The organism is Mycobacterium mantenii (assembly GCF_010731775.1).
In the GTDB taxonomy this organism is placed as follows: domain Bacteria; phylum Actinomycetota; class Actinomycetes; order Mycobacteriales; family Mycobacteriaceae; genus Mycobacterium; species Mycobacterium mantenii.
On sequence record NZ_AP022590.1, the window covers coordinates 1,300,751 to 1,327,230 of the forward strand.

Genomic DNA, 26,480 nt, shown 5'->3' on the forward strand with positions numbered 1-26,480 from the left:
CTTGGGCGTAGCCAGCAGACAGCTGTGACTTTCCTGGCAACCGCCAAAGCGGCCGCACGAGCACCTGACCCACTTGGCCAAAATGCGGTCGATACGCTGCCTGTGAACGCGCCCACGCGCGGATCGCTTCCACCCGTCTGCTGAAAGACACGAAATGCCAACACATTCACACAGCCACCCACATCCACAGGTCGAGCGGCCGAAACGGGTCCGACAGCCGGGGGAGCCACTACGCATCGGCGTCGGCGGCCCCGTCGGCTCCGGTAAGACCGCTTTGGTGGCCGCGCTGTGCCGGCAGCTGCGCGACGAGCTCTCCCTAGCCGTGCTGACCAACGACATCTACACCACCGAGGACGCCGACTTCCTGCGCCGGCACGCGGTGTTACCCGATGAGCGGATCGCGGCCGTTCAGACCGGCGGGTGCCCACATACCGCCATCCGCGACGACATCACCGCGAATCTGGACGCGATTGACGACCTGATCGCCGCGCACGTCCCGTTGGACCTGATCTTGGTCGAATCCGGCGGCGACAACCTGACGGCGACCTTCTCGTCGGGTCTGGTAGATGTGCAGATCTTCGTCATCGACGTGGCCGGCGGAGATAAGGTTCCGCGCAAGGGTGGTCCCGGGGTGACCTACTCGGATCTGCTGGTAGTCAACAAGACTGACCTCGCACCCCTGGTGGGTGCCGATCTGCAGGTGATGGCTGACGACGCGACCGCGGTCCGTGATGGTCGCCCGACAGTGTTTCAGTCGCTGAGTGAAAACCCAGCCGCGACAGAGGTATTGGCCTGGGTGCGAGCGCGGTTGAGCGAGGCGGCGGAGCGGTAATGCATTCCGACGTGCTCGTGGTCGCGTACCCCGACCGGCTGCCGCGGGTGCAAGGCGGCGGCGCGTTGGCGGCCCGGTGCACCGCGCCCGACACTGTTCATTTGGTGTCGGCGGCCGCCACACCCCTAGGAGGCGACACCATCGCCATCCGGATCATCGTTGAGCCCGGCGGCCGGCTGCGGCTCCGCAGCGCCGCCGCCAGCGTTGTGTTGCCGGGCCCGAAAACCCCTACTTCCCAAACACATTGGCACATAGATATCGCCGGCAGCCTTGACATCGATCTCGAGCCCACAGTGGTCGCCGCCAATGCGCGGCACATGTCGAGCGGGACCGTGGCACTGCGTGACGATGCCAGGGTGCGCTTCCGTGAACGCGTGCAGATCGGCAGGCACGACGAGGGCGAAGGATTCTGGTCGGGATCGCTGCACGCCGACCGCGATGGACGCCCGCTGCTGCGGCACCGAGTGGAGTTGGGTGCCGGATCGCTGGCCGACGACGCCATCGGCTCACCACGCGCTGCGATCAACGAATTACGCTATCCGGCAACTTCATTCGAAGACGCCCCGATAGACCCAGGGGCTACCGTGCTGATGTTGGCCGACGGCGGGATGCTCAGTACATGGCAAGCCGACCGGCTGACCGGCTAGCTGGCCTTCCGAGCCGCCGGTCGTTTGGTTTCCGCCGCGACCACCGCCAACTGTTCGAGCCTGGTCCGGGCGAAGGCCTGCTGCTCGGTGATGGTGAGCTGGCCGCGCCGGGTGCTCAGGAACGTCACCGTCCAGGACAGCAGCGTGCTGATCTTGGTCTTGAACCCGACCAGGTAGACCAGGTGCAGCACCAGCCACGCGAACCAGGCGAACAGGCCGCTGAACTCGACCGGGCCGATCTTGGCCACCGCGGAAAACCGCGACACCGTCGCCATGGAGCCCTTGTCGAAGTACTGAAACGGCTCGCGTTCGGCCGGGTTGGCGCCGCCGAGTTCGGCCTTGATCGTGCTGGCGACGTACTTGGCGCCCTGAATCGCGCCCTGCGCCACTCCCGGCACGCCTTCGACGGCGGCCAGGTCGCCGATGACGAACACGTTTGGGTGCCCGGGAACGGACAGGTCGGGCAGCACCTTGACTCGGCCGGCCCGGTCCAGTTCGACGGACGACTGGTCGGCGAGGTCGCGGCCCAGCGGGCTGGCCGACACACCGGCCGACCACACCTTGCAGGCCGATTCGATGCGCCGGATGGTGCCGTCGGAATCCTTGACGGTGATGCCGTTGCGGTCGACATCGGTGACCATCGCACCCAGCTGGATCTCCACGCCCATCTTTTCCAGGCGGGCCGCCGCGCGCCGGCCCAGCTTGTCGCCGAAGGGCGGCAGCACGGCGGGGGCGGCATCGAGCAGGATCACCCGGGCCTTCGTCGAGTCGATGTGCCGGAAGGAGCCCTTGAGCGTGTACGTCGCCAATTCGGCTATCTGCCCGGCCATTTCGACGCCGGTCGGGCCGGCGCCGATCACGGTGAACGTCAGCAACTTAGCCCGCCGTTCCGGATCCCGCGACCGCTCGGCCTGTTCGAAAGCGCTCAAGATCCGGCCACGCACCTCGAGCGCGTCGTCGATCGACTTCATGCCCGGTGCGAATTCGGCGAAATGGTCGTTGCCGAAATATGATTGGCCGGCGCCGGCGGCGATGATCAGGCTGTCGTACGGGGTGTCGTAGGTGTGCCCGAGCAGGTCGGACACCACGAACTTGCCCTCGAGATCGATATGGGTGACGTCACCGAGCAACACCTGAACGTTGCGCTGCCTGCGCAGGACGACACGGGTGGGTGGTGCGATATCGCCTTCGGACACAATGCCCGTCGCCACCTGATACAGCAACGGCTGGAAGAGGTGATGCGTGGTACGGGCGATCAGTTTGATGTCGACGTTGGCGTGCTTGAGTTTCTTTGCCGCGTTGAGTCCGCCGAAACCGGAGCCGATGATGACGACCTGGTGACGGCGCTCCGGTCCAGCTGTGTTACCTGGCTGGGGGCTCATGTTTCCGCTGCTCCTGACGGGGGCTTCTGGACGCGCGACTGCAACTAGCCACAACGCTAGTCAGGCGGATACCCGCAAACCTAACTCGCAACATGTGTAATCAAACACATCGCCCGTATCACGGCTGGTCGTGCGACGTGATACTCGTCATGTTCCGCCGAGCGGCGCGTCGGGTTGTCGAAAGGCCTACAGTCCCACGAGCGGACGCAGCGCTTCGCCGGCCGCCTCGACGACGCCGGGTGTGTAGAAGGGGAGGTTGATGATCACGCCGTCGATGCCCGCGTCGATGACCTTGGCTTTGATCTGATCGGCGACTGAGTCGGCCGTCCCGACCACCATGCGCTGCGTCATCTCGGCGGGAATCTGGTCGAGGTTCGCGTTCTCGTCGATCATCACCGTGGTCAGCGTGCTGGTTTCCAGGGTGGCGGGGTCGCGGCCCACCTCCTCGCAGGACCTGCGCACGGCGTCCAACTTGCGCGGCAGCTCGTCGAAACCCGCGATCACGTTGAGGTGGTCGAAATGCCGCGCGGCGAGCGGGATTGTCTTCTTCTCACCGCTGCCGCCGATCATCAGCGGAATGTGGTCCCGGAAGCGGGGATTGGCGAACGCCTCATTGGTCTTGTACCACTTGCCCGAGAAGGTGGCCCGCTCGCCCTTGATCATCGGCAGGATGATCTCCAAGGCCTCGTCTAGCCGGTTGAACCTGTCGGTGAAGGTGCCGAATTCGAAGCCCAACTGGTCGTGCTCGAGCTGGAACCATCCGGTACCGATGCCCAGAATCGCCCGGCCCTGGCTCACCACATCCAGCGTGGTGATCGTCTTCGCGAGCAGCGTGGGGTTCCGATACGTATTGCCGGTCACCAAGGTGCCCAGCTGCACCCGCTCGGTGGCGGTGGCCAGCGCCCCCAGGGCGGTATAGGCCTCCAGCATCGGCTGGTCGGGCGAGCCCAACATCGGCAGTTGGTAGAAGTGGTCCATCACCAAAACCGAGTCGAATCCGGCGGATTCGGCCTCGCGGGCTTGGGCGATGACGGTGGGGAAGAGTTGCTCAACCCCGGTGCCGTAGGAAAAGTTGGGAATCTGCAGACCGAGTCGAATTGCCACGAGAGTTAACCGTAGCGATCCGCCCCGCCGGGGAGAAGGGTGCGCGACGCGCGCTCGTTACGCCTCAGGCGAAACGAGCCAGCGCACCGTGGCTCACGTGCAACGTCTGGCCGGTGATGTGGCGAGCCGCCGAGCTGGTCAGGAACAACGCCAACCGGGCCGCCTCGGTGGCCACCGGCGTCGAGGTTCGGGACAGTCCGTCGTAGCCGGCCTCGGCGCTGCGTCCACTCGCCACGACGTTGACGGTGATTCCGCGGGTTCCGAAAATGCCTGCCTGGCCCGCGGTCCAATTCGACAGCGCGGCCTTGATGGCGGCGTCGGCGCTGCCGGCCGGCGGGTTCTCGGGCACCAGGCTGATGATGGAGCCGCCCGAGCGCAGGTGGTCACCCATGGCCTGCACGGTCAACACCGCCGAAAGCACCGTCGCGTCAAGGGCATTGCGCCAGGCGTTGGCCGTGTCGGCGATCGAGTAGGTGCGCGGGTCGCCGGCGTCCCAGACGGGTGCCGGCACGTTGACGATGGTGTCCAGGTGATGCGGGAACAGCGGACGGGCCTCTTCCAGGCTGGCCGGGTCGGTGGTGTCGCACACGATCGCCTCGACCTCGAGCTCCTTGGCGGCGATCTCCAGATCGCTCTTGCGTGCGCCCACCAGGGTCACTTTGTGGCCGTCATCGCGGAAGCCCTCGGCTACCGAGCGCCCAAGCTCCGTGTCTCCGCCGGTAACCAGCACCTCCACTGCCATGACCTCCTCGTGTTGACGCGCGTATGGCAACGATTCCCACATATGTTACTGGACAGTAGCTAGTCGGCGAAACTTTCCCAGGGGCGACGCGCGGATCATTTGCGTAACTATTCGGCCGCCACTTTCTTGCGGCGATTTGGCGGCCGCGCGAACCGCATCATCGGCGGGCTAGGGTGCATCCATGCGTCGGATCGGGATCCTGGCCGCTGCGGTTTCTCTGGTGCTGATGGCGGGCCTGATCGGGTGCAGCTCGAAGTCACCGTCCTCGCAGGCGTCGGCGGCGTCCGGCAAGGTCATCGTCTTCGCCGCGGCGTCGCTCAAGCCGTCATTCACGCAGATCGGCCAGCAGTTCAAGACCCAGAATCCGGGTTTCGGCGTCGAATTTGAATTTGCCGGCTCGTCCGACCTGGCGACCCAGTTGACGCAGGGCGCGACGGCCGACGTCTTCGCCTCGGCCGACACAGCCCAGATGGACACGGTGAGCAAGGCCGGCTTGCTCAATGGCAACCCGACGAATTTCGCCTCGAACACGTTGGTCATCGTCACCGCGCCGGGAAACCCCAAGAAGATCGGATCCTTCGCCGACCTGGCCAGGCCCGGCCTCAACGTGGTGACCTGCCAGCAGCCGGTGCCGTGCGGGGCGGCCACCGGACGCGTCGAAGACGGCACCGGCGTGCGACTGAACCCGGTGAGTGAGGAACAGAGCGTGACGGATGTCCTCAACAAGGTTACGACCGGGCAGGCGGACGCCGGGCTGGTGTACGTCACCGACGCCCACAGCGCGGGAAACAAGGTGACGACCGTGAACTTCCCGGAGGCCGCCAACGCGGTGAACGTCTATCCGATCGGCGTGCTGAAGAAGGCCCCGCTCGCCGCGCAGGCGCAGAAGTTTGTCGACCTGGTGACCTCACCGGCCGGGCAGCAAATTCTGGCCCAGGCCGGCTTCGCGAAACCTTGACCGTCGGGCAGTTGACGCCGCATCACCGCTGAGCCGCCACCAGCTCCTGCGGTGGCACTCAGCCTTGGCGTTCGAGTTCTGTTCGGGCCCGGTCGATTTGGTCGTATGCGTACATCACCAGCTCGGCGATGGTCATCGTCTCAGCCTTGCGGGCGAGCGATCCACAGGTTTGGTCGCCGAGAACCTCGCGGAGGTGGGTAATGGCTGCGCCGAGCTCGGGCAAGGTCGTTGGGGCCATGGGATTGACCGCAGCGAAACCGGCGATGGTGGCCGCTGGTTCGTAGCGTCCGAGGCTCTCCAGAACAACGGCCAGGATGGCCAGCGGGTTATGCAACATGCCGACGTTGCCCGTCTCGTGGTTGTTCCGGATGGCGACGGCGAGGGAATCCAACGTCGCGATCGGGTCCCCGTGCTCGGCTTCAAGTACGCACAGCCAGTACGAGAATTGTGTCTCATAGAAACGGTTGCCGCTGTCCTGCGCGATGGGCACCACGCGGCGCAAGGCATCCAGCGCGCTGTCTGGATTTGTGTCACGGAAGGCGTACCCCCACGCGAAAAGTGCGTACGCAAGCACCCACGGATTGCCGATCGCTTCGGCGGCATCGATGAGGCCGTTGGCCGTCACCATCGCCTCGTCGGTTGAACCGCAGACCTCGACCGCCTCGCGCAACGCGTCGTCGTGAGCGGCGAGGGCGACCCGATCCCGTCCGCGTCGACCTCCCACCGACGCGTCGAACCCTCAACGTCGGTGAACAGGAACGTCACGACACCCGAAGGCGCTGACACCCCTGCAGAATCTCACAACAAACGCGCCCCGAACCCGCACATCGGCGGAAACCACCGCGTGCTAGCCGATTGGCCACCGGCGCAGCGCTAGGTTGAGGCGATGTCTATCGCCCGACCGTGGTTAGGGGGTGTACGTATCGGCGAGCGTCGCACGGATCTGCCCCGCTGGGTGTATCTCCCCGCGGCGGTGGGAGCCGTCTTCGTGGTGCTGCCGCTGCTGGCCATTGCGGTCAAGGTCGACTGGCCGCATTTCTGGTCGCTGATCACCAGCTCGTCGTCGAGGACGGCGTTGTTTCTGAGCCTCAAGACCGCCGCCGCCAGCACGGTGCTGTGCGTGGCGCTGGGGGTGCCGATGGCGCTGGTGCTCGCGCGCAGCACGGCGCACGTGATCCGGTTGCTCCGGCCCCTGATCCTGCTGCCCCTGGTGCTGCCGCCGGTGGTGGGCGGCATCGCGCTGCTGTACGCGTTCGGCCGGCTCGGGTTGCTCGGCCGGTACCTGGAAGCCGCCGGCGTCAGCATCGCGTTCAGCACCACCGCCGTGGTGCTGGCACAGACTTTCGTCTCGTTGCCGTTCCTGGTGATTGCGCTCGAGGGCGCCGCACGTTCCGCGGGGGCCGATTTCGAGGTGGTCGCCTCGACGCTGGGGGCGCGCCCCAGCGTCGTCTGGTGGCGCGTCACCCTGCCGCTGCTGCTGCCGGGCGTGGTGTCGGGCGCGGTGCTGGCCTTCGCCCGCTCGCTGGGTGAGTTCGGCGCGACGCTGACGTTCGCCGGATCCCGGCAGGGGGTGACCCGCACGCTGCCGCTGGAGATCTACCTGCAACGGGTGACCGACGCCAATGCCGCTGTGGCGCTGTCGATCCTGCTGGTGGTGGTGGCGGCCCTGGTGGTGCTGGGACTGGGTACCCGCCGCCTGACCGGGGCCGACACCAGGTAACCATGAGTGAATTGCAGCTGCGCGCGGTCGTCGCGGACCGCAACGTGGACGTGGAGTTCACCGTGTCCGCGGGTGAGGTGCTCGCGGTGCTCGGGCCCAACGGCGCCGGCAAATCGACCGTCCTGCATGTCATCGCGGGGCTACTCCGTCCCGACCGCGGGGTGGTGCGGCTGGGGGACCGGGCCTTGACGGACACCGCGGCCGGTATCAACGTGGCGACACACGACCGTAGGGTCGGGCTACTGATGCAAGACGCGCTGCTGTTCCCGCACATGAGCGTTGCCGCGAATGTGGCGTTCGGACCGCAAAGTCGGCGCACGCGGTTGCGTTCGGGTCGCGCCAGCCGCACAGCGACGGCGCTGCGCTGGCTGCGCGAGGTGGATGCCGAGGGCTTTGCCGACCGGAAACCGCGACAGCTGTCCGGCGGCCAAGCACAGCGCGTCGCGATCGCCCGGGCGCTGGCGGCCGAACCCGACGTGCTGCTGCTCGACGAACCGCTGGCCGGCCTCGACGTCGCCGCGGCCGCCGCGATCCGGGCGGTGCTGCGCACGGTCATCACCCGCATCGGCTGCGCGGCGGTGATGGTCACCCACGACCTGCTGGACGTGTTCACCCTGGCCGACCGCGTCCTGGTGCTCGAGTCCGGCCAGATCGCCGAAATCGGCCCGGTGCCCGAGGTTCTCACCGCCCCACGCAGTCATTTCGCGGCCCGCATCGCGGGCATCAACCTGGTGAACGGCACCGTCGATCGCGACGGCTCGCTGCACGCTGACTCCGGTGACCGCTGGTATGCGGCCCCACCGCAGAGCGGCGAATCGTTTTCGCCCGACCAACGTGTGATCGCGGTGTTCCCGCCGACGGCGGTGGCCGTGTATCGCGAGCGGCCGCACGGCAGCCCCCGCAACACCGTCGAGGTCACCGTGGCCGAGATCGACGTCCACGGGCGGGCTGTATTGGTGCGCGGCGAGCAGCAACCCGACGGTGCCCCGGGCCTCGCCGCAGAGATCACCGTCGACGCCGCTTCGGAGCTGCAATTGGTGCCCGGCGATCGAGTGTGGTTCTCCATCAAGGCCCACGAGGTGACACTGCATCGAGCCGCGCGCTGAGCCGCTCGGCGGCGAGCGCGGGGCTCGAGAAGATTGCGCATTGGCAACATCGGTAAATCCGCGCTGCACTAGTCCGCACTACACCCTTGCGTCACAGCGGTAACACGGTAGGTTCGTCGCCATGGAGCAGGTGGATCCGACCTCGACCCGTCGTAAAGGGCTGTGGACGACGCTGGCGATCACCACGGTGACCGGTGCCAGCGCAGTCGCCATTGCGTTGCCGGCAACTTCCAGCGCCGATCCCGAGGTGCCGACCCCGGTCCCGCCGAGCACGGCCGCGGCCCCGCCCGGCGCGCCGGCGACCAACGCGCCGCCGGCCGCGCCGGCGCCGAATGCGCAACCGGCGCCGGGTGATCCCAACGCGGCGCCACCGCCGCCTCCGGCCAACCCCAACGCCGCACCGCCGCCTCCGGTCGACCCGAACGCGCCGCCGCCACCGGCGGCTGACCCGAACGCCGGGCGGATCACCAACGCGGTCGGGGGATTCAGTTACGTCCTGCCCGGCGGCTGGGTGGAGTCCGACGCCTCGCACCTCGACTACGGCTCGGCGCTGCTGAGCAAGGTCACCGGCCCGCCGCCGATGCCCGACCAGCCACCCGCGGTGGCCAACGACACCCGCATCGTGATGGGCCGCCTGGACCAGAAGCTTTACGCCAGTGCGGAAGCCAACAATGCCAAGGCCGCGGTACGACTGGGGTCGGACATGGGCGAGTTCTTCATGCCCTATCCCGGCACCCGCATCAACCAGGACAGCACGCCCCTCAACGGCAGCAACGGGAGCACCGGCAGCGCGTCGTATTACGAGGTCAAGTTCAGCGATGCGTCCAAGCCGAACGGCCAGATCTGGACGGGCGTCATCGGTGCGGCCAACGGCGGGACCGCCCAGCGCTGGTTCGTGGTGTGGCTCGGAACTTCCAACGACCCGGTGGACCGGGTCGCGGCCAAGGCGCTGACCGAGTCGATCCAGGCGTGGACACCGCCGGCCGCTCCGCCATCGGCTCCGGGGGCGCCGGCCGCTCCCGCAGCCCCGGCGGCGCCGGGCGCTCCCGCACCGGCTCCCGCGGCTCCCGCCCCGCCGGGCGCGCCGGCGCCGGTTCCGGGTGGTGCGCCGGCCTCCGAGGTCAGTCCGACGCCGACACCCACACCGCAGCAGACGTTCTCGGCCTGACCGCGCCGCCCGATCGGCACGGTCGCGGCTGAAACCGACTGGTCAACCGTCTCCAATTCGGCACTCATTTCGTGACCCAAACTGGGTATACCGAAAGGACGGCCCAGCAAATAGCTGGGCTTTGCCAGCGATTGCAAGGAGACTCTTCATGACCGTCATGGCAGCTACCGAATACCTTGCCCGTTCCACGACGTTCACCAGCGTCGGCATCATCGGCTACATCATCATCGGCGGTCTGGCCGGCGCGCTCGCCAGCAGGATCATCCGTGGTAGCGGGGCCGGCATCCTGATGGACATCGTGATCGGCGTCGTCGGCGCGCTGATCGGAGGCTTCATCCTGAGCTTCTTCGTCAACACCGCGGGTGGTGGCATCATCTTCACCTTCCTCACCGCGTTGCTCGGAGCGCTCATCCTGCTCTGGGTCGTCGGCATGGTCCGCCGCACCTAGGTCACTTAACCCGTTGCAGCCGTGGTGGTTAGCGGCATGATGGATTGATGCCTCCACCGGTGACCACCACGGCAATGCGGGCCTGGCGGGTCCGTCGACCCGGGCCGATGAACACCGACCCGCTAGAGCAGGTCACCACCGAGATACCGCGCCCGGGACCGTCCGAACTGCTGGTAGCCGTGCGAGCGTGCGGCGTCTGCCGCACCGACCTGCACGTCACCGAAGGCGATTTGCCAGTTCACCGCGACCACGTCACTCCGGGGCATGAGGTGGTCGGCGAGGTCATCGAAATGGGGGCGGAGGCCGGCGGCGAGTTTCGGGTCGGTGACCGGGTAGGCATCGCCTGGCTGCGCCACACCTGCGGCGTGTGTACGTATTGCCGTCGCGGCGACGAGAACCTGTGCCCCCACTCCCGCTACACCGGCTGGGACGCCGACGGCGGCTACGCCGAATTCGCCACCGTCCCGGCCGCTTTCGCGCACCCACTGCCGAACGGCTACAGCGACAGCGAGCTGGCCCCATTGTTGTGTGCGGGCATCATCGGCTACCGCTCGCTGCTGCGGGCCGAGCTGCCGCCCGGGGGGCGCCTGGGTTTGTACGGGTTCGGCGGCAGCGCGCACATCACCGCGCAGGTGGCGCTGGCGCAAGGCGCCGAGGTACACGTGATGACCCGCGGATCCCAGGCGCGGGAACTGGCGCTGGAGCTGGGCGCGGCGTCGGCACAGGGCGCCGCCGATCCGCCGCCGGTGCCGCTGGATGCCGCGATCCTGTTCGCCCCGGTGGGTGAGTTGGTGCTGCCCGCGTTGGAAGCGCTGGACCGCGGCGGCACCCTGGCGATCGCCGGGATCCACCTGTCCGATATCCCGCCCCTGAATTACCAGCGCCACCTGTTCCAGGAGCGACAAATCCGATCGGTCACGTCCAACACCCGGGCCGACGCACGGGCCTTCCTCGACCTCGCCGGCAAGCACCACATCGAGGTGACCACACCGGAATATCCGCTCGGACAAGCGGATCGGGCGTTGGCAGATCTGAGCGCGGGCCGCATCGCCGGTGCGGCGGTGCTGCTCGTCTGATCGGCGTCAGGCGGACAGATGCCAAACCAGCGCGGCGGCCAGCGCGCCGAGCCCGTTCAATGACCAGTGCAACGCGATCGGCGCGATCAGGCTGCCGCTGCGCCGGCGCAGCCAGCTGAAGACGAATCCGGCGGCCCCTGTCGCCAGCACCGCCCCGGTCACCCCGACCATCATGCCTAAGATCCCGCCGCCGAACAGCCGGGTGAGGCCGACGTTGCTGCTGGTCAGCCCGAGCGACGTCGCGATGTGCCACAGCCCGAACAACAGCGAACCCGCCAGCGCGACGCCGCGAAAGCCCCAGGCCCGGTGCAGCGCGCCGTGCAGGACGCCCCGGAAGGCCAGTTCCTCGGGGATGACGGTCTGCAACGGGATGACGACCATCGAGGCGATCATCGCCCCCGAGATCGTGGCGTAGCGGTTGTTCATGAACATCGGCCGGGTCGCCGGCAGCAGCACACCCACCGCGATCACCGCCGCCACGACGGCCACGGCAGCCAGCGCGTAGCCCAGGCCGGGCTTCCAGTGCTCGCGGCCCAGGCCGAGGTCCGCCCAGCCCAAGCCGCGGCAGCGCATCAAGATGACCAACCCGACGGCCGCGGCCGGCACGGTGGCGACGCTCGCCCACGGCGTGGTGAAGTGCGCGACCAGATTGGTCAGCGCCAGCACCACCACGACGACGGCGATGTCGAGGTTGATCCGGAAACTGTGCAGCGCCGAAAGCTGCGCCACCACCGGGTGAGTGTCGGCTGTCCCGGTGGCGTCAAACATCCGTCCAGCCTACCGGCGCCAGGCGGCCGCGACAGTTCAACGAGATGGCCGTCATGGTTTCGATTAGCGCCCGAAGCGCAGCCATGACGGCAATCTCGGCGTCAAATCACTCGCTCGACTCCCAGCCTGATGGGTCGTCTCGCTCCCATCACTCACTGCGTTCGTTCTGCTCGCTCGACTCCCAGCCTGATGGGTCGTCTCGCTCCCATCACTCACTGCGTTCGTTCTGCTCGCTCGACTCCCAGCCTGATGGGTCGTCTCGCTCCCATCACTCACTGCGTTCGTTCTGCTCGCTCGACTCCCAGGTCCAGCCGGCGATCTGCGGGTCGTCCTCGCCATGCTCGCGCGTGTAGATCCGCGCGGCGAGGCGGGCGTCGACCATGCGCTGGCGCAACATGGCGGCACGGCTGGCCAGCCCGTCGACCCGGTCGATGACGTCCATCACCAGGTGGAAGCGGTCCAGATCGTTGAGCATCACCATGTCGAACGGCGTGGTCGTGGTGCCGCGCTCCTTGAACCCGCGCACGTGGATGTGCGGGTGATTGGTGCGCCGGTAGGTGAGCCGGTGAATCAGCCACGGATAGCCGTGGTAGGCGAAGATGACCGGCTTGTCGCGGGTGAACAGAGCGTCGAACTCCCGCTCGGGCAGGCCGTGCGGGTGCTCGGACTCCGGCTGCAGCCGCATCAGGTCGACGACGTTGACCACCCGCACCGCCAGCTCCGGCAGTTCGCGGCGCAGAATGTCGGCGGCGGCCAGCGTCTCCAGGGTGGGGATGTCGCCGGCGCAGGCCAGCACCACGTCGGGCTCGTCGGCGGCCGTGCTCGCCCAAGGCCAGATGCCCAGGCCGCGCGCACAATGCGCGATGGCCTGGTCCATGTCCAGGTAGGCCAGCGCGGGCTGCTTGCCGGCGACGATGACGTTGATGTAGTCCCGGCTGCGCAGGCAATGGTCGGCCACCGACAGCAGCGTGTTGCCGTCCGGCGGCAGGTACACCCGGGTCAATTCGGCCCGCTTGTTGGCGACCAGGTCGATGAAGCCGGGGTCCTGGTGCGACGCGCCGTTGTGGTCTTGGCGCCAGACGTGCGAGCTGAGCAGGTAGTTGAGCGACGCGATCGGCCGGCGCCATGGCAGTTCGCGGCTGGTGGCAAGCCATTTCGCGTGCTGGTTAAGCATCGAGTCGACAATGTGCACGAAGGCTTCGTAGCAGTTGAACAGGCCGTGCCGCCCGGTCAGCAAGTAGCCTTCCAGCCAGCCCTGGCACAGGTGTTCGGAGAGCACCTCCATCACACGGCCATTGGGCGCGAGGTGCTCGTCGTCGGGTTCGACCTCCGACAGCCACACCTTGTCGGTCGACCCGAAGACGGCGTCGAGCCGGTTGGAGGCCGTCTCGTCGGGTCCCATGAGCCGGAACCGGTCGCGGTTGCGGGCGATCACGTCGCGCAGGAACGTGCCCAGCACCCGGGTGGCCTCATGCGTGCCGGCCGCCGGCCGCTCGACCGCCACGGCGTAGTCGCGGAAGTCCGGCAGGTCGAGATCGTGCAGCAGCAACCCGCCGTTGGCGTGCGGATTGGCGCTCATCCGCCGATCCCCGACGGGCGCCAGCGCCCGCAATTCGTCGCGCAGCCTGCCGTTGTCGTCGAAAAGCTGCTCGGGTCCGTAGCTGCGCAGCCATTCTTCGAGCTGGGCGCGGTGTTCGGGATTGTTGTGCGTCTCGGACAGCGGCACCTGATGCGAACGCCACGTGCCCTCGACCTTCTTGCCGTCGACCACCTTGGGCCCGGTCCAGCCCTTGGGCGTGCGCAGCACGATCATGGGCCACACGGGGCGCTGCCCCTGATCGCCGCCGCGTGCCGCGCTCTGGATGCCGGCGATGTCGTCGAAAGCGTCGTCGAGTGCGGCCGCCAGTTGCTGGTGCACGTCGGCCGGATCGTCGCCGGCGACCGTGATCGGCCGGTAGCCGTAGCCGCGCAGCAGCGATTCCAGCTCCTGCTGCGGGATGCGGGCCAGCACAGTGGGGTTGGCGATCTTGTAGCCGTTGAGCGCCAGGATGGGCAGCACCGCGCCGTCGGTCACCGGATTGAGGAACTTGTTGGAGTGCCAACTGGTGGCCAACGGCCCGGTTTCGGCCTCGCCGTCACCGACGACGCACGCCACCACCAGGTAGGGATTGTCGAGGGCCGCGCCGTAGGCGTGCACCAGCGCGTAGCCGAGCTCACCGCCCTCGTGAATGGATCCCGGTGTCTGGGCCGCGACGTGGCTGGGGATGCCGCCGGGGAAGGAGAACTGCCGGAACAGCTTGCGCAGCCCCTCGGTGTCCTCTTCGATGCCGGTGTACACCTCGCTGTAAGTGCCTTCCAGGTAGGCGTTGGCGACCAATCCGGGGCCGCCGTGCCCCGGCCCGGTCACGTAGATGACGTCGGCGTCCCGGTTGCGGATGATCCGGTTCAGGTGCGCATAGATGAGGTTGAGTCCGGGCGTGGTGCCCCAGTGCCCCAGCAACCGCGGTTTGACGTGCTCGGCGGACAGCGGCTCGTTGAGCAGCGGATTGTCCAGCAGATAGATCTGCCCGACCGACAAATAATTGGCGGCGCGCCAGTACTTGTCGAGGAGAGCTAGTTCGTCGTCGGAGAGCGGAGACTGCGTGGGCGCGGGCGCGGGCGTGGGGGTTCGGGTTTCGAGGCTCACTCGCCCGATTGTCCGCGCCATCGGTGAACAACGCTCGTGCGTGATTACTCTTCGCCGCGGGCTCGGGCCTCGTACGCCCGGCGCTTCGCGACGTCGACGTCGTCGGTGAAGACGTGATCGCCGCCGAGCATCCGGTTGAGTCCCTCGGCGATTCGGCGCGGCCAGAATTTCTGGGACACCACCATCGCGCCCGCCGCCTTGGTGATCCGCACCCGGGGCTTGGGGTGGGCTACCAGGTTGACGATCGCGTCGGCGATCTCGGTGGGCTCCGCGTTCCGGAACCCCTTCATCCCCGGCGTCCCGGCGACCAGCTCGGTGTTGACGAACGTCGGCAACACCGTGGAGAACTTCACCCCGGACGACCGGTACTCGAGCCGGGCCGAGTCGGTGAACGCGACCACCGCGTGCTTGCTGGCGCAGTAGGTGGCCAGGCCGACGATGTAGAGCTCGCCGGCCAGCGAGGCGACGTTGATGACGTGCCCCTGGCCGCGGGGGACCATGCGCTGGGCGGCCAGCTTGCTGCCCAGCATGACGCCGTAGACGTTGATGTCCAGGATCCGCCGGGTGACGGCGTCCGGCTCGTCGACGATGCGGCCGACGGGCATGATGCCGGCGTTGTTGATCAGCACGTCGATCGGGCCGAGCTGACGCTCGACCTCGTCCAGGAAATCGGAGAACGAGTGCGGATCGGTGACGTCGAGCTTGCCGTAGACGTCGAGGCCCAGGTCGGCGCCCGACTCCTTCACCCGGACCTCGTCGACGTCGCCGATGGCGACCTTGGCGCCCAAGTTGTGCAGCGCGGTCGCGGTGGCCAGCCCGATTCCCCGGGCGCCACCGGTGATCACGATGACCTTGCCTTTTAGCCGGCCCCTACCCTTGAGGCCGATCGAAGCCGTGTCTGCCATGTCCGGTCCCCTCCAGATTCTTGACGGGTGTCAACTAGACAACCGGCTAAGCACAGCACTCGAAGCCGGCCCGCGCAACAAGCCCCGGCTACGGCCAACCGGTTCAGCTCAGGGCAAACCAGACCAGGCTGGCGCCGCCGGCCAGGGCGCAATAGATCGCGAAGGGCGTCAGGGTGCGGGTTTGGAAGTAGCGCGTCAGGAACCGCACGGCGAGATAGGCGCAGACGAACGAGGCGACGCTGCCGGCCAGCACCTGGCCGCCGATTCCCTCGCCCAGCGGACCGAAGAGCTCCGGGATCTTGTACACGCCGGCGGCCAGGATGATCGGCGTCGCGAGCAAGAAGGAGAACCGGGCGGCGTCTTCGTGCGACAGGCCCCGCCACAGGCCGGCCACGATGGTGATCCCCGAGCGGCTGATGCCGGGGAGCAGGGCCAGGATTTGCGCCGCACCGATCACCACGCCGCGAGCCAGGGGGAGTTGGGCGAGCCGACGGTCCGAGGCCTCGTCGCCGTGTTCGGGCTCCTCGCCGGCCACCGCGGGCTCATCCGGGGCGGGCGCGATGCGCCGGCGGAGCACTTCGCCCGCGTAGAGCGCGATGCCGTTGAGCAACAAGAAGGCCGCCGCGGGCACGGGCTTGCCGAGTGTGGTGCGGAACAGCTGTTCCAGGGCCAGCCCGGCCAGACCCACCGGAATCGTGCCCACGACGATTAGCCATGCCAGCCGTTCATCGGGCGTCTGGATCCGCCGGTGGCCCAGCGACGAGAAGAACCCCGTCACAATGCGCACCCAGTCCCGCCAGAAGAACACCAGCAGGGCCGCGGCGGTGGCCACGTGCAGGCCCACGATGAACGCGAGGTAGGGCGATTTGGGGGCGGAGACGCTGAGATCCTGGGCCCACCGCCCGCCGACCAGCGCCGGCACCAGCACCGCGTGCCCCAGGCTGGAGACCGGGAACAACTCGGTGACGCCTTGGAACGCGCCGACCACCACGGCCTCGACGTAGCTCAGGTGCGCGGTCATAGGTGATGCCTCCATGAGACGACGGGTAAGGCCTGGCGGTCGGCCTGTGACGATAGCCGACGCCGCGCCGGCGTGGATCTTCGACACAGCGTTGCGCCGGAATCGATGCCGCGTGCACCGAATCAGCTTGTCCACCCGGCACTTTGGCCGTCACCGCGGTCGATCGGCGTCGGGAACGGCCGTCGCGCAGCGGCCTGACCAGCCAGGTACGGTGTGCAGATGGCCGACGGGTTGCTCGACGCCGTGCGCGTCCTCGACTTGTCCAGCGGCGTCGCCGACGCGGTCACCCGGCTGTTCGCCGACCTGGGTGCCGACGTCCTCAAGGTGGAGCCGCCGGGCGGCTGCCTGGGACGCGATGCGCTGCCCACGCTACGCGGAGCGAGCATTTCGTTCGCCGTGCACAACGCCAACAAGCGCAGTGCGGTGCTCGACCCGTTCGACGACGAGGACTGCGCGCGCTTCCTGGACCTGGCCGCGGAGGCCGACATCGTCGTGGACACCGGCGCCGACGAGCGCGGGGCGATGTTCGGGACCTCCGGTGAGGAGCTGGCGGCCCGCTACCCGCACCTGGTGGTGCTGTCGATCACCGATTTCGGGGCGACGGGCTCGCGGTCGTCCTGGCGTGCCACCGATCCGGTGTTGTACGCGATGTGTGGTGCGCTGTCGCGGTCCGGCCCCACCAGCGGCACCCCCGTGTTGCCGCCGGACGGTATCGCGTCGGCAACCGCCGCCGTTCAGGCCGCGTGGGCGGTGCTTGCGGCGTACTACAATCGATTGCGTTGTGGCACAGGTGACTACATCGACTTTTCCTGGTTCGACGCCGTTGTGATGGCCCTCGATCCCGCGTTCGGTGCGCACGGCCAGGCCGCCGCCGGTGTCCGCCGCAGCGGGCGGTGGCGTGGCCGGCCGAAGAACCAGGACGCGTACCCGATCTATGCGTGCCAGGACGGTTACGTCCGGTTGTGTGTGATGGCGCCGCGGCAGTGGCGCGGCCTGCGGCGCTGGCTGGGGGAACCGCAGGACTTTCAGGACGAGAAATACGACGCGATCGGCGCGCGGTTCGCGGCATGGCCGCAGATCAGCGAGCTGATCCGGGAGTTGTTTGCCGGACAGACTATGAAGGATCTGGTGGCCGCCGGGCAGGCAAACGGGGTGCCGATCGCCGCGGTGCTGACGCCCGCACGGATCCTGGGTTCCGAACACTTTCAGGCGGTGGGCGCCATCACCGAGGCCGAACTCGTCCCCGGCGTGCGCACCAGCGTGCCGACGGGGTATTTCGTCGTCGACGGCCGCCGCGCGGGCTTTCGCACCCCGGTGCCCGCCGCGGGGCAGGACGAACCGTGTTGGCGGGGCAATCCGTCGGTGGTGCCGTCGTCATCGGGCCGGCTGGGCGACTATCCCTTCGCCGGGCTGCGGATTCTGGATCTGGGCATCATCGTCGCCGGTGGTGAACTGAGCCGGCTGTTCGGCGACCTGGGCGCCGACGTCATCAAAGTCGAAAGTGTCGATTACCCAGACGGATTGCGGCAGGCCAGGATTGGCGATGCCATGAGCGAGTCGTTCGCCTGGACACACCGCAACAACCGCGGATTGGGGCTGGATCTGCGCAGCGCCGAGGGCAAGAAGATCTTCGGTCGCCTGGTGGCCCAGGCCGATGCGGTTTTCGCCAACTTCAAGCCGGGAACCCTTGCCGCACTGGGGTTTTCCTACGATGAGCTGTGCGCCATCAACCCGCGGATCGTGCTGGCCGAGAGCAGCGCGTTCGGCGACTCGGGGCCGTGGAGCGCTCGGCTGGGCTACGGCCCGTTGGTCCGCGCCACGACCGGGGTCACCAGCCTCTGGACCTCGGACGGTGCGCAGGACGAAGCCGGCACGGGCAGGCACGGCTTCTACGACGCGACCACGGTCTTTCCCGATCACGTGGTGGGGCGGGTCACGGCGATCGGGGCGCTGGCCGCGCTGATCCACCGCGGCCGGGCCGGCCGGGGAGCCCACGTCCACGTCTCGCAGGCCGAAGTCGTGGTCAACCAGCTCGACACGCTGTACGTCACCGAGGCCGCGCTGGCCGCGGGCGTCGCGCAGATTCGCGAGGACACCAGCCTGCATGCGGTCTACCCGTGTGCGGGTGACGACGAGTGGTGCGTCATCTCGATCCGAACCGATGATGAATGGCGCCGTGCCACTTCGATTTTCGACCATGCGGGATGGGCAGACGATCCCCGCTTCGCCACCGGCGAAGCGCGCCTGGCCCATCGCGGCGAACTGATGGAGCTGGTTTCCGTCTGGACCCGTACCCGCACCCCGCTGCGGGCGGCCGAACTGCTGCAGGCGGCCGGAGTGCCGGCCGGGCCGATGAGCCGCTCGCCGGACGTGCTCGAGGACCCGCAGCTGAACGCCCGCCACGTGTACAGCCCCATGGTGCATCCGCTAATCGACAATCCGCTGCCCGCCGAGACCGGCCCGGCGCCGTTTCGGCACATCCCGCCGGCCCGGCAGGCCCCGGCCCCGATGCCCGGCCAGCACACCGTGGAGATCTGCCGAGACCTGCTGGGAATGAACCCCGCGGACATCCGGCGGCTGATCGACGACGGCGTCCTGTCCGGCCCGGTCGACAACGCTTAGCGGTCGAGGCAGATCTCATCCGCGCTCAGTGTCACGCTGGCGTGACCGAGGCCGCCCGGCGCCACGCTGGGGTACGCTCGCGGCCGCCCGCGCGGGCGAGGCCCGCCCACCGGGCCGGATTCATAGCCACGCTAAATTCGTCCCTATGACCGTCGACCCCAGGACCCCGGTGTTGATCGGCTATGGCCAGGTCAACCATCGCGACGAGATCGACCCCGGAACCCGGTCGGTGGAGCCGATGGATTTGATGGTGGCTGCGGCCGAGCGTGCAGCCGACGCCACCGTGATCGGGGCCGTGGATTCCGTCCGGGTCGTGAACATCCTGTCCGCCCACTATCGCGACCCGGGCCTGTTGCTCGGCGAGCGAATCGGTGCCTCCGATTTCGGCACGCTGTACAGCCCGGTCGGCGGCAACGTGCCGCAGTCGCTGGTCAACCAGGCCTGCCTGGACATCCAGCGGGGCCGGGCCAAAGTGGTGCTGCTGGCCGGCGCCGAAACCTGGCGCACCAGGCGGGGACTGCGGGCCAAGGGCGGCAAGCTGGTCTGGACCGAGCAGGACCCCTCGGTGCCGATGGCCGAAGTCAGCGGCGACGACGTGCCGATGGCCGGTGAGGCCGAAATCAGGATCTCCCTCGACCGGCCGGCCTACGTCTACCCGATGTTCGAGGAGGCGCTTCGGGTCGCGAACGGCGAGTCGATCGATGACCACCTCGACCGCATCGGAGCGCTGTGGGCCCGGTTCAACGCCGTGGCGGTCGACAACCCGCACGCCTGGATCCGCAAGCCGTCGAGCGCTGATGACATTCGCCGGGCGGGCCCGAACAACCGAATGATCAGTTGGCCGTACACCAAGCTGATGAACTCCAACAACATGGTCGACCAGGGCGCGGCGCTGGTCCTGACTTCGGTTGGGGAGGCGACGCGGCTGAAGATCCCGGCCGAGCGGTGGGTTTTCCCGCACGCGGGCACCGACGCGCACGACACACCATCCATTGCCGAGCGTCACGAACTGCACCGCTCGGCGGCGATCCGGATCGCCGGTGCGCGGGCGCTGGAACTGGCCGGCCTGGGCATCGACGACGTCGATTACGTCGATCTGTACTCGTGCTTTCCCTCCGCGGTCCAGGTGGCTGCCGCCGAGTTGGGGTTGAGCGTCGACGATCCCGTCCGCCCGCTGACGGTGACCGGCGGGCTGACATTCGCCGGCGGACCGTGGAGCAACTACGTAATGCATTCGATCGCCACCATGGCGGAGTTGCTGGTGGCGAATCCGGGCCGGCGCGGCCTGATCACCGCCAACGGCGGCTACCTGACCAAACACAGCTTCGGGGTGTACAGCACCGAGCCGCCGGCCGAATTCCGCTGGGAAGACTCGCAACCGGCCGTCGACCGGGAGCCGACGACGGACGCGGTGGTGGAGTGGGAAGGCGTCGGCACCGTCGAAGCCTGGACGACGCCGTTCGACCGCGACGGCCAGCCGGAAAAGGCGTTTCTGGCCGTGCGTACGCCCGACGGGTCGCGCGCGCTTGCCGTGGTCACCGACCGCGCCGCGGCGCAGGCATCGGTGCGCGAAGATATCGGTGGCGCCAAGGTTGCCGTCGCCGCGGACGGCAGCGCGACGCTGCAATAGCCGCGGCCGGCGGCGTCGCAGCAGGTCGCCGGGCCTTAAGCGGGCAAACGGTCGCGTAGCCCAGGTCCGCTTGCCTATTGTTGAGTGCTGAGGGTTGGGGGAGGTGAGCCCAGGTGCACATCCTGGTTACCGACGCCACCGGCGCACTCGGGCGCCTGGTCGCTGGGCAGCTCATCGCTGCTGGGCACACAGTCACGGGGATTGCTGAGCTCCCGCATCCGTGCCTCGACCGCAACGTCGACTTTGTTTGCGTATCGCTGAACGACCGGGTGCTGCGGGAACTGACCGACGAAGCCGATGCGGTGATCCACCTGGCCCCCATCGACCCGTCCGCCCCCGGCAGCGCGGACATGGAAGGCCTTGCCCGGGTGACCGACGCGGCCGCCCGCGCCGGTTGCCGGCTGCTGTTCGTGTCGCAGGCCGCCGGCCGGGCCGAGCTCTATCGACCGGCCGAAGACCTGGTGTCCTCGAGTTGGGGGCCCAGCGTGGTCGTCCGGATCGCACCACCGGTCGGTCGCCAGCTTGACTGGATGGTGTGCCGTACCGTCGCCACCCTGGTGCGCGCCAAGGTTTCGGCTCAGCCCATGCGGGTGCTGCATCTCGACGATCTGATGCGCTTTTTGGTGTTGGCGCTGAACACCGACCGCACGGGTGTCGTGGACCTCGCCAGCCCGGACACCATCAACCTGATCACCGCGTGGCGGATGTTGCGAGCCACCGACCCGCGGTTCCGGCTGCACCGGGTGCGCAGCTGGTCGCAGCTCATCCCTGAGATGAATCTCACTGCGGCACAAGAGGATTGGTCCTTCAACTTCGGCTGGCACGCGCTTGACGCGGTCGGCGACACCGCTCGTGGACTGGTTGGCCGCCGAATCGACACCGCAGGCGCGATCAACCACGGCGGACGGCTCGCCTTGCCGGTCGAGGTGCTGCCACACGGCCGGCGGGCGGCGAACGGCGCGCACAGCGCCGCGCCCGAAGGCATCGAGGGCGAATTCGACGACCAGATCGATCCGCGGTTCCCGGTCTTCAGCGGCTCCGCCCTCAACGAGGCACTGCCCGGACCGCTCACCCCGATAACGCTGGACGTGCAACTGAGCGGACTGCGCACTGCCAGCCGCGTGTTGGGCCAGCTGCTCGCGCTCGGCGGCGCGGTCGACGAGGAATGGGGCAGCAGGGCCATCGCGGTGTTCGGCCATCGTCCCTACGTCGGGGTTTCGGTCAACATGGTGGCCGCCGCCCAGCTGCCCGGTTGGGACCAGGACGCCCTCGTCCGCAACGCCCTGGTCGGCCAGCCCCACATCGGGGATCCGCTGCCGCTCGGCGAGCCGGCCCTGGCGGGCGGGCCGCTCGGCTCTGTCGCCAAGGCGGTTGCCACGGGACGGTCGGTGGCCCTGCTGCGCCATCTGCGGGCCGACACCCGGGCCTACGGTGCCGCCGCTATCGCGGAGCACCTCGACGCGAGCCAGCTGGCATTGCTGCCGGAGGCCGCACTGGAAGTCCGGCTCCGGCTGTTACGCGACCGCATACATCAGGGGTGGATCCTCAACGCGCTCTGGCTGATCGACGCCGGCGTCAGCGCCGCGGCCCCGGTGCGCGGCCACGCCGGCCGCAGCGTGGCCGGGGTGGGCATGATCGCCGACAGCGACCTCGTCGCCGCGGAGATCGCCGAGTTGGCGGCGGCGCTGCGCGCCGACCCGCCGTTGTGCGCCCTGGCCGAGGAGGGCAACCTCGCCAGCATTCGCGCGTTGTCGCCGGACACCGCGGCCGCCGTGGATGCCGCCGTGGCGCGAATCGGGCATCGAGGCCCGGGGGAGGCGGAGCTGGCCAGCACGACATTCGCCGACGACCCGACCATGTTGCTGACCGCGGGCGCAGCCGCCTCGGCACAATCCACCCTGCCGGTGACGACGAACGATCGGTCCGCCGCCAACGCCCGCGGGTCGCGGGAGCTTGCCTACGACAGCACGATGCGGTTCACGCATGAGCTTCGGATGACGTTGCGCGCCTTGGGTTCTCTGCGATTGGAGGCGGACCTGATCGACGACGTCGACGACATGTACTACTTGACCTGCAACGAACTGGTCACCCTTCCGGGCGATGCGCGGCTGCGGATCAAACGGCGGCGCACCGAACGGGAGCGGTTGCAGGTGCAATGCCCGCCCGACGTCATCGACGGCACATGGGCTCCGGTCCGGCGCAGCGCTGATGACTCCGACACCCAGCGCACCGCCGGCTGACGATCACCCGCGCAGATCGGCCAGCGGTGACTGTGGATCGCCCAGCTTGTCGACGTCGACCGGGGCCCGGGACCGGATCAGTGTTTTGACGTCGTCGAGCACATCCCAGACATTGACGTTCATGCCGGCCAGCACCCGGTCATCGCCGTCGAGCCAGAACGCGACGAATTCGCGGCCGGCGACATCGCCGCGGAACACCACGCGCGCGAAGCCGGCCGCGTGCCCGGCGTATTCCATGCCAAGGTCGTATTGGTCGGTGAAGAAATAGGGAAGCTCGGCGTATTCGCCTGGCCTGCCGAGCATCCCCGCCACCGCGACCGCGGGTTGCTTGAGCGCATTGGCCCAGTGCTCGGTGCGGATCCGGGTGCCGAAGAGCGGGTGTTCGGCCGCGGCGATGTCGCCGACGGCATAGATGTCGGGGTCGCTGGTGCGCAACGAGGCATCGACCAGCACACCGCCCTCACCCATGGACAGCCCGGCCTGTTCGGCGAGTTCGGTGTTCGGCTTGGCGCCGACGGCCACCAGCACGGCGTCGGCCGCGATCGTCGCCCCGTCGCGGGTCCGCAAACCGGTGGCAGAACCGTGCGCTCCGTCGGCCCGGGTGATCTCCTCGACCTGTGTCTCGAGCCGCAAATCCACCCCGTGCTCGCGATGCAAGGTGGCGAACACTTCGCCGACGGTTTCTCCCAGGGCCGCCATCAGCGGTTGTTCGGCCGCCTCGACCACAGTGACGTCGACGCCGCGCTGACGGGCGCCGGCGGCCACTTCCAGCCCGATCCAGCCGGCGCCCACGACGGCCAACGAAGTACCTTCGCTCAGAGCGGAATTCAGTGCCACCGCGTCTTCATAGGTGCGCAGATAATGCACCCCGCCGGAGTCCGAGCCCGGTATCGGCGGGCGCCGCGCGGCCGAGCCGGTCGCCAGCAGCAGCTTGTCGTAACCGACGGTGGTGCCGTCGGACAGTCCCACCGTGTGGCCCGCGGAGTCCAGGGCGGACGCCCTCGTGTTGATCCGCAAGTCGACCTCGTTGTCCCGGTACCAGTCGGCGTTCTGCACGGTGAAATCGGCCAGCGACTTCTTCCCGGCCAGATACTCCTTCGACAGTGGGGGCCGCTCGTAGGGCAGCTGCTGCTCGTCGGCGAACACCGTGATGTGCCCATCGAAGTTGTTGTCTCGCAATGCTTCTACGGCTTTGGCTGCCGCGAGCCCGCCGCCGACGATGACGAAGCTGGTCGAGTCGGCCATGATGGGCGCCCCCGTTCTTTCGAAGAATTCCAGCCTACTCGTGAGCGCCTAACTCAAAAGCTCGCGCAATGCCAGCGCATTACGGACCGCATGGCCACCCAGGTCGTTGTTGAAATACATCCACACGTCCCTCCCGTCGCGGGCCCACTCGGCGATGCGATCGGCCCAGCGCCGTAAGTCGTCGTCGGAATAGGAACCGGCGTAGTTCGCTTCGGGATCCGGGCCGTGCATCCGGATGTACACGAAGTCGGTCGTCGCCCGGGGTATGCACTCCAGCCCCAGGCCGCTCATCACCACATAGGCGGCGCGGTGGCGTTCCAGCAATTCGAACACGGCGGGGTCATTCCAGGACGGGTGACGCAATTCGACGGCCACCCGGATCGCCCCGGGCATCAGCGCCAGGAACGAATCCAGGCGCGCATCGTCGCGCTGCTGGCCGGGATGCAATTGCACCAGTAGTACGCCGTGCCGATCACCCAGCAGACGCCAACAACGTTCGAACCGCTCGATCCACGGCTCGGGCGAGGCCAGCCGACGGTAGTGCGTCAATCCGCGATGCGCCTTGACCGACATGGTGAAACCCTCCGGCAACTGCCGGCGCCAACCCGTGAAGGTCGAATCCTGCGGCCACCGGTAAAAACTCCCATTCAGTTCGACGGTGTCGAACACCTCGACGTAGCGGGCGAGCCGGCGCCCCGACGGCGTTCCGGCCGGGTACAGCACATTGACCCAGTGGTTGTACGACCACCCCGAGGTGCCGATGCGTATGGTCACGACTCGCTCAGCCGGTCACCCGCTGCCGCACATCGTCGTCCAGCGACGCCCTGACCAGGGCGGCGGCCAGCCGCGCATTATCCTGCGGCGCAAGTGATCCCAGCTTCGCCGGATCGGCGGGCAAACCAAGTTTCCTGGCGGTTCCGATGGTTCGGTCGTCGAAGTACGGACGCACCCAGGTCCACACGTCTTGGACTTCGCGCAGGTAGATGTCGGCACCGGTATCGCCGATTCCGTTGAACGCCTTCAGCATCCGTTTAGCCGCGCCCACGTCATGCCCACAGCGCTCGGCCAATTGGCGCAGATCGCCGGAGTACTCGTCACGAACGCGGTCGGCCATATCGGCGAGCCGGGTCGCCGAGCTTTCGTCGTAGCGCACGTAGTGCGCTCGCCCGAACGCTTCGATCATGGTCTTCCGGTCCGCCGCCTGCACGGCTTTCGGTGTCCGCAGGCCCGCTTTGAACAGTTCCCGCGCGGCGGCCATGGCGATGTCGGCGTCGATCGGCTTGCTGGCGAGCATGCACAGCACCAGGAGCTGAAACAGCGGCATCGGCTTGTCGCTCATCGTGATGTGTGCCTGCGCCGCATAGGTCCTACCGGCGACGTCGAGCAGTCGTCGCACCTGCTTGTCCATAGGCAATCGCGTACCCCAGCCCTGCGCGAGCAAACCGCACGCTATTTGGGTGGCAGGCCTCGCGCGTCACCCACGCCGTGGGTGACCCAACCCTTCAACTGTCGTTCGGTTCGCAGGCCGGTGTCGTCAACCCGTAGCCAGCCGCGAACATCTCGGCCACCCATCACCATGGGGTGGACGTGCGCGCGCCGCAGCATCGTGTCGAGATCGTCCGGCGCCACCCGCACCAGCAGCCCGCCCTGGCCGCTGACGGCCACCGACATGTTGCCGTTGATCAGAAACGCCAGACCGCCGAACATGCGTTTCTCCTCGAGACCCGGCTCAGCGCCGAGGAGTTCGCGGATCCGGTTGGCTAGATCCTCGTCGTAGGCCATGAAAGGGCGTCAGTCCAGATCGACACGGACGGTCAGCAGGTCGCTGCCCATCAGCCGTACCACCGCGCTGTTCAGTCGCGGCAGCTTGCCCAGCCGTTGCACCGCGTCGTCGTCGGGCAGCAGATGGGCGGTCCCGTTTCGCCACTGCCCACCGACCCGCACCCGCACGGCCGGATTGGCTTTGATGTTGCGGACGTAGTCCGAATGGTCACCGTGTTCGGAGACCATCCAGAACTGGTTGTCCACGACGCGCCCGCCCACCGCGGTGCGCCGCGGCTGTCCGCTCTTGCGTCCGGTGGTTTCCAGCCTGGTCGTTGGCAACTGACGACCCACCGGATTGACCAGCAGCCGCTGAACGCGATGGACTATTTCCCGTTTGAGACTCACGGGCTCCATTC

At 68.0% G+C, this 26,480-nt stretch carries 24 protein-coding genes; 11 read left to right on the forward strand and 13 right to left on the reverse strand.

Translation table 11 applies throughout. The annotated features are described in order from the left end of the window. Nucleotides 1-154 precede the first annotated feature (154 nt). Both ureG and G6N50_RS05860 read left to right on the forward strand, forming a co-directional pair. Nucleotides 155-832, forward strand: coding sequence for an urease accessory protein UreG (ureG, locus tag G6N50_RS05855; protein ID WP_083096558.1), 678 nt, complete (start codon nucleotides 155-157; stop codon nucleotides 830-832). Beyond that, nucleotides 832-1,479 (forward strand): urease accessory protein UreD, encoded by a 648-nt coding sequence (locus G6N50_RS05860; RefSeq protein ID WP_083096560.1) that lies wholly within the window; start codon nucleotides 832-834, stop codon nucleotides 1,477-1,479. The genes ureG and G6N50_RS05860 overlap by 1 nt, the downstream gene beginning before the upstream one ends. Here the strand turns inward: G6N50_RS05860 and G6N50_RS05865 are convergent. The 3 genes from G6N50_RS05865 to G6N50_RS05875 all read right to left on the reverse strand — a co-directional run bounded on the left by G6N50_RS05865 (nucleotide 1,476) and on the right by G6N50_RS05875 (nucleotide 4,707). Continuing rightward, a complete protein-coding gene (locus G6N50_RS05865) occupies nucleotides 1,476-2,861 on the reverse strand; it encodes an NAD(P)/FAD-dependent oxidoreductase (RefSeq protein ID WP_083096561.1) in 1,386 nt (461 codons plus the stop codon). The genes G6N50_RS05860 and G6N50_RS05865 overlap by 4 nt on opposite strands. A gap of 186 nt (nucleotides 2,862-3,047) precedes the next feature. Continuing rightward, nucleotides 3,048-3,965, reverse strand: coding sequence for an LLM class F420-dependent oxidoreductase (locus G6N50_RS05870; protein ID WP_083096563.1), 918 nt, complete (start codon nucleotides 3,963-3,965; stop codon nucleotides 3,048-3,050). Between the two features lie 64 nt (nucleotides 3,966-4,029). After that, complete coding sequence (locus G6N50_RS05875) at nucleotides 4,030-4,707, reverse strand: SDR family oxidoreductase (RefSeq protein WP_083096639.1); 678 nt, start codon at nucleotides 4,705-4,707, stop codon at nucleotides 4,030-4,032. A 181-nt stretch (nucleotides 4,708-4,888) separates the two neighbouring features. On the opposite strand from G6N50_RS05875, the gene modA reads away from it, so the two are divergent. Further along, complete coding sequence (gene modA, locus G6N50_RS05880) at nucleotides 4,889-5,665, forward strand: molybdate ABC transporter substrate-binding protein (protein ID WP_083096565.1); 777 nt, start codon at nucleotides 4,889-4,891, stop codon at nucleotides 5,663-5,665. Nucleotides 5,666-5,723: 58 nt separating this feature from the next. Here modA and G6N50_RS05885 read toward each other — a convergent pair whose 3' ends face one another. Then, nucleotides 5,724-6,335 (reverse strand): hypothetical protein, encoded by a 612-nt coding sequence (locus tag G6N50_RS05885; protein WP_142275619.1) that lies wholly within the window; start codon nucleotides 6,333-6,335, stop codon nucleotides 5,724-5,726. Nucleotides 6,336-6,551: 216 nt separating this feature from the next. Here G6N50_RS05885 and G6N50_RS05890 point away from each other — a divergent pair, with 216 nt between their 5' ends. The 5 genes from G6N50_RS05890 to G6N50_RS05910 all read left to right on the forward strand — a co-directional run bounded on the left by G6N50_RS05890 (nucleotide 6,552) and on the right by G6N50_RS05910 (nucleotide 11,183). Beyond that, complete coding sequence (locus G6N50_RS05890) at nucleotides 6,552-7,385, forward strand: ABC transporter permease (RefSeq protein WP_142275620.1); 834 nt, start codon at nucleotides 6,552-6,554, stop codon at nucleotides 7,383-7,385. A gap of 2 nt (nucleotides 7,386-7,387) precedes the next feature. Next, complete coding sequence (locus G6N50_RS05895) at nucleotides 7,388-8,491, forward strand: sulfate/molybdate ABC transporter ATP-binding protein (RefSeq protein ID WP_083096570.1); 1,104 nt, start codon at nucleotides 7,388-7,390, stop codon at nucleotides 8,489-8,491. 121 nt (nucleotides 8,492-8,612) lie between these two features. Further along, nucleotides 8,613-9,659 (forward strand): alanine and proline-rich secreted protein Apa, encoded by a 1,047-nt coding sequence (locus G6N50_RS05900; RefSeq protein WP_083096572.1) that lies wholly within the window; start codon nucleotides 8,613-8,615, stop codon nucleotides 9,657-9,659. A gap of 148 nt (nucleotides 9,660-9,807) precedes the next feature. Beyond that, on the forward strand, nucleotides 9,808-10,107 hold the full coding sequence (locus tag G6N50_RS05905) for a GlsB/YeaQ/YmgE family stress response membrane protein (protein WP_083096573.1): 300 nt from the start codon (nucleotides 9,808-9,810) through the stop codon (nucleotides 10,105-10,107). 47 nt (nucleotides 10,108-10,154) lie between these two features. Next, the gene (locus G6N50_RS05910; RefSeq protein WP_083096575.1) at nucleotides 10,155-11,183 is read left to right on the forward strand and encodes a zinc-binding alcohol dehydrogenase family protein; all 1,029 of its coding nucleotides are present in this window, start codon (nucleotides 10,155-10,157) and stop codon (nucleotides 11,181-11,183) included. A gap of 6 nt (nucleotides 11,184-11,189) precedes the next feature. On the opposite strand, the gene G6N50_RS05915 is transcribed toward G6N50_RS05910, so the two are convergent. The 4 genes from G6N50_RS05915 to G6N50_RS05930 all read right to left on the reverse strand — a co-directional run bounded on the left by G6N50_RS05915 (nucleotide 11,190) and on the right by G6N50_RS05930 (nucleotide 16,563). Further along, entirely contained in the window at nucleotides 11,190-11,951 is a 762-nt protein-coding gene (locus tag G6N50_RS05915) for a CPBP family intramembrane glutamic endopeptidase (protein ID WP_083096576.1), read from the reverse strand. 268 nt (nucleotides 11,952-12,219) lie between these two features. After that, nucleotides 12,220-14,637 carry a phosphoketolase family protein gene (locus G6N50_RS05920; RefSeq protein ID WP_083096578.1) on the reverse strand — a complete coding sequence of 806 codons (2,418 nt, stop codon included), beginning with the start codon at nucleotides 14,635-14,637 and terminating at the stop codon, nucleotides 12,220-12,222. Nucleotides 14,638-14,681: 44 nt separating this feature from the next. Beyond that, nucleotides 14,682-15,542, reverse strand: a complete 861-nt coding sequence (locus G6N50_RS05925; protein ID WP_083096580.1) for an SDR family oxidoreductase — start codon at nucleotides 15,540-15,542, stop codon at nucleotides 14,682-14,684. A 103-nt stretch (nucleotides 15,543-15,645) separates the two neighbouring features. Then, nucleotides 15,646-16,563, reverse strand: coding sequence for an undecaprenyl-diphosphate phosphatase (locus G6N50_RS05930; RefSeq protein ID WP_083096582.1), 918 nt, complete (start codon nucleotides 16,561-16,563; stop codon nucleotides 15,646-15,648). 213 nt (nucleotides 16,564-16,776) lie between these two features. On the opposite strand from G6N50_RS05930, the gene G6N50_RS05935 reads away from it, so the two are divergent. From G6N50_RS05935 to G6N50_RS05945, 3 genes are all read left to right on the forward strand, one after another. Next, the gene (locus G6N50_RS05935) at nucleotides 16,777-19,185 is read left to right on the forward strand and encodes a CaiB/BaiF CoA-transferase family protein (protein ID WP_083096584.1); all 2,409 of its coding nucleotides are present in this window, start codon (nucleotides 16,777-16,779) and stop codon (nucleotides 19,183-19,185) included. 145 nt (nucleotides 19,186-19,330) lie between these two features. Beyond that, on the forward strand, nucleotides 19,331-20,815 hold the full coding sequence (locus tag G6N50_RS05940) for an acetyl-CoA acetyltransferase (RefSeq protein ID WP_083096586.1): 1,485 nt from the start codon (nucleotides 19,331-19,333) through the stop codon (nucleotides 20,813-20,815). Between the two features lie 113 nt (nucleotides 20,816-20,928). Continuing rightward, a complete protein-coding gene (locus G6N50_RS05945) occupies nucleotides 20,929-23,055 on the forward strand; it encodes an NAD-dependent epimerase/dehydratase family protein (protein ID WP_083096588.1) in 2,127 nt (708 codons plus the stop codon). A gap of 3 nt (nucleotides 23,056-23,058) precedes the next feature. Here G6N50_RS05945 and G6N50_RS05950 read toward each other — a convergent pair whose 3' ends face one another. The 5 genes from G6N50_RS05950 to G6N50_RS05970 are packed head-to-tail and all read right to left on the reverse strand — an operon-like array spanning nucleotide 23,059 to nucleotide 26,478. Further along, nucleotides 23,059-24,300, reverse strand: a complete 1,242-nt coding sequence (locus G6N50_RS05950) for an NAD(P)/FAD-dependent oxidoreductase (RefSeq protein ID WP_083096590.1) — start codon at nucleotides 24,298-24,300, stop codon at nucleotides 23,059-23,061. A 48-nt stretch (nucleotides 24,301-24,348) separates the two neighbouring features. Further along, a complete protein-coding gene (locus G6N50_RS05955; protein WP_083096591.1) occupies nucleotides 24,349-25,074 on the reverse strand; it encodes a DUF72 domain-containing protein in 726 nt (241 codons plus the stop codon). A gap of 7 nt (nucleotides 25,075-25,081) precedes the next feature. After that, nucleotides 25,082-25,708 carry an endonuclease gene (locus G6N50_RS05960; protein WP_083096592.1) on the reverse strand — a complete coding sequence of 209 codons (627 nt, stop codon included), beginning with the start codon at nucleotides 25,706-25,708 and terminating at the stop codon, nucleotides 25,082-25,084. A gap of 41 nt (nucleotides 25,709-25,749) precedes the next feature. Beyond that, nucleotides 25,750-26,082 carry a TfoX/Sxy family protein gene (locus G6N50_RS05965; RefSeq protein WP_083096593.1) on the reverse strand — a complete coding sequence of 111 codons (333 nt, stop codon included), beginning with the start codon at nucleotides 26,080-26,082 and terminating at the stop codon, nucleotides 25,750-25,752. A 9-nt stretch (nucleotides 26,083-26,091) separates the two neighbouring features. Continuing rightward, entirely contained in the window at nucleotides 26,092-26,478 is a 387-nt protein-coding gene (locus G6N50_RS05970) for a nitroreductase family deazaflavin-dependent oxidoreductase (RefSeq protein ID WP_083096595.1), read from the reverse strand. Nucleotides 26,479-26,480 lie beyond the last annotated feature (2 nt).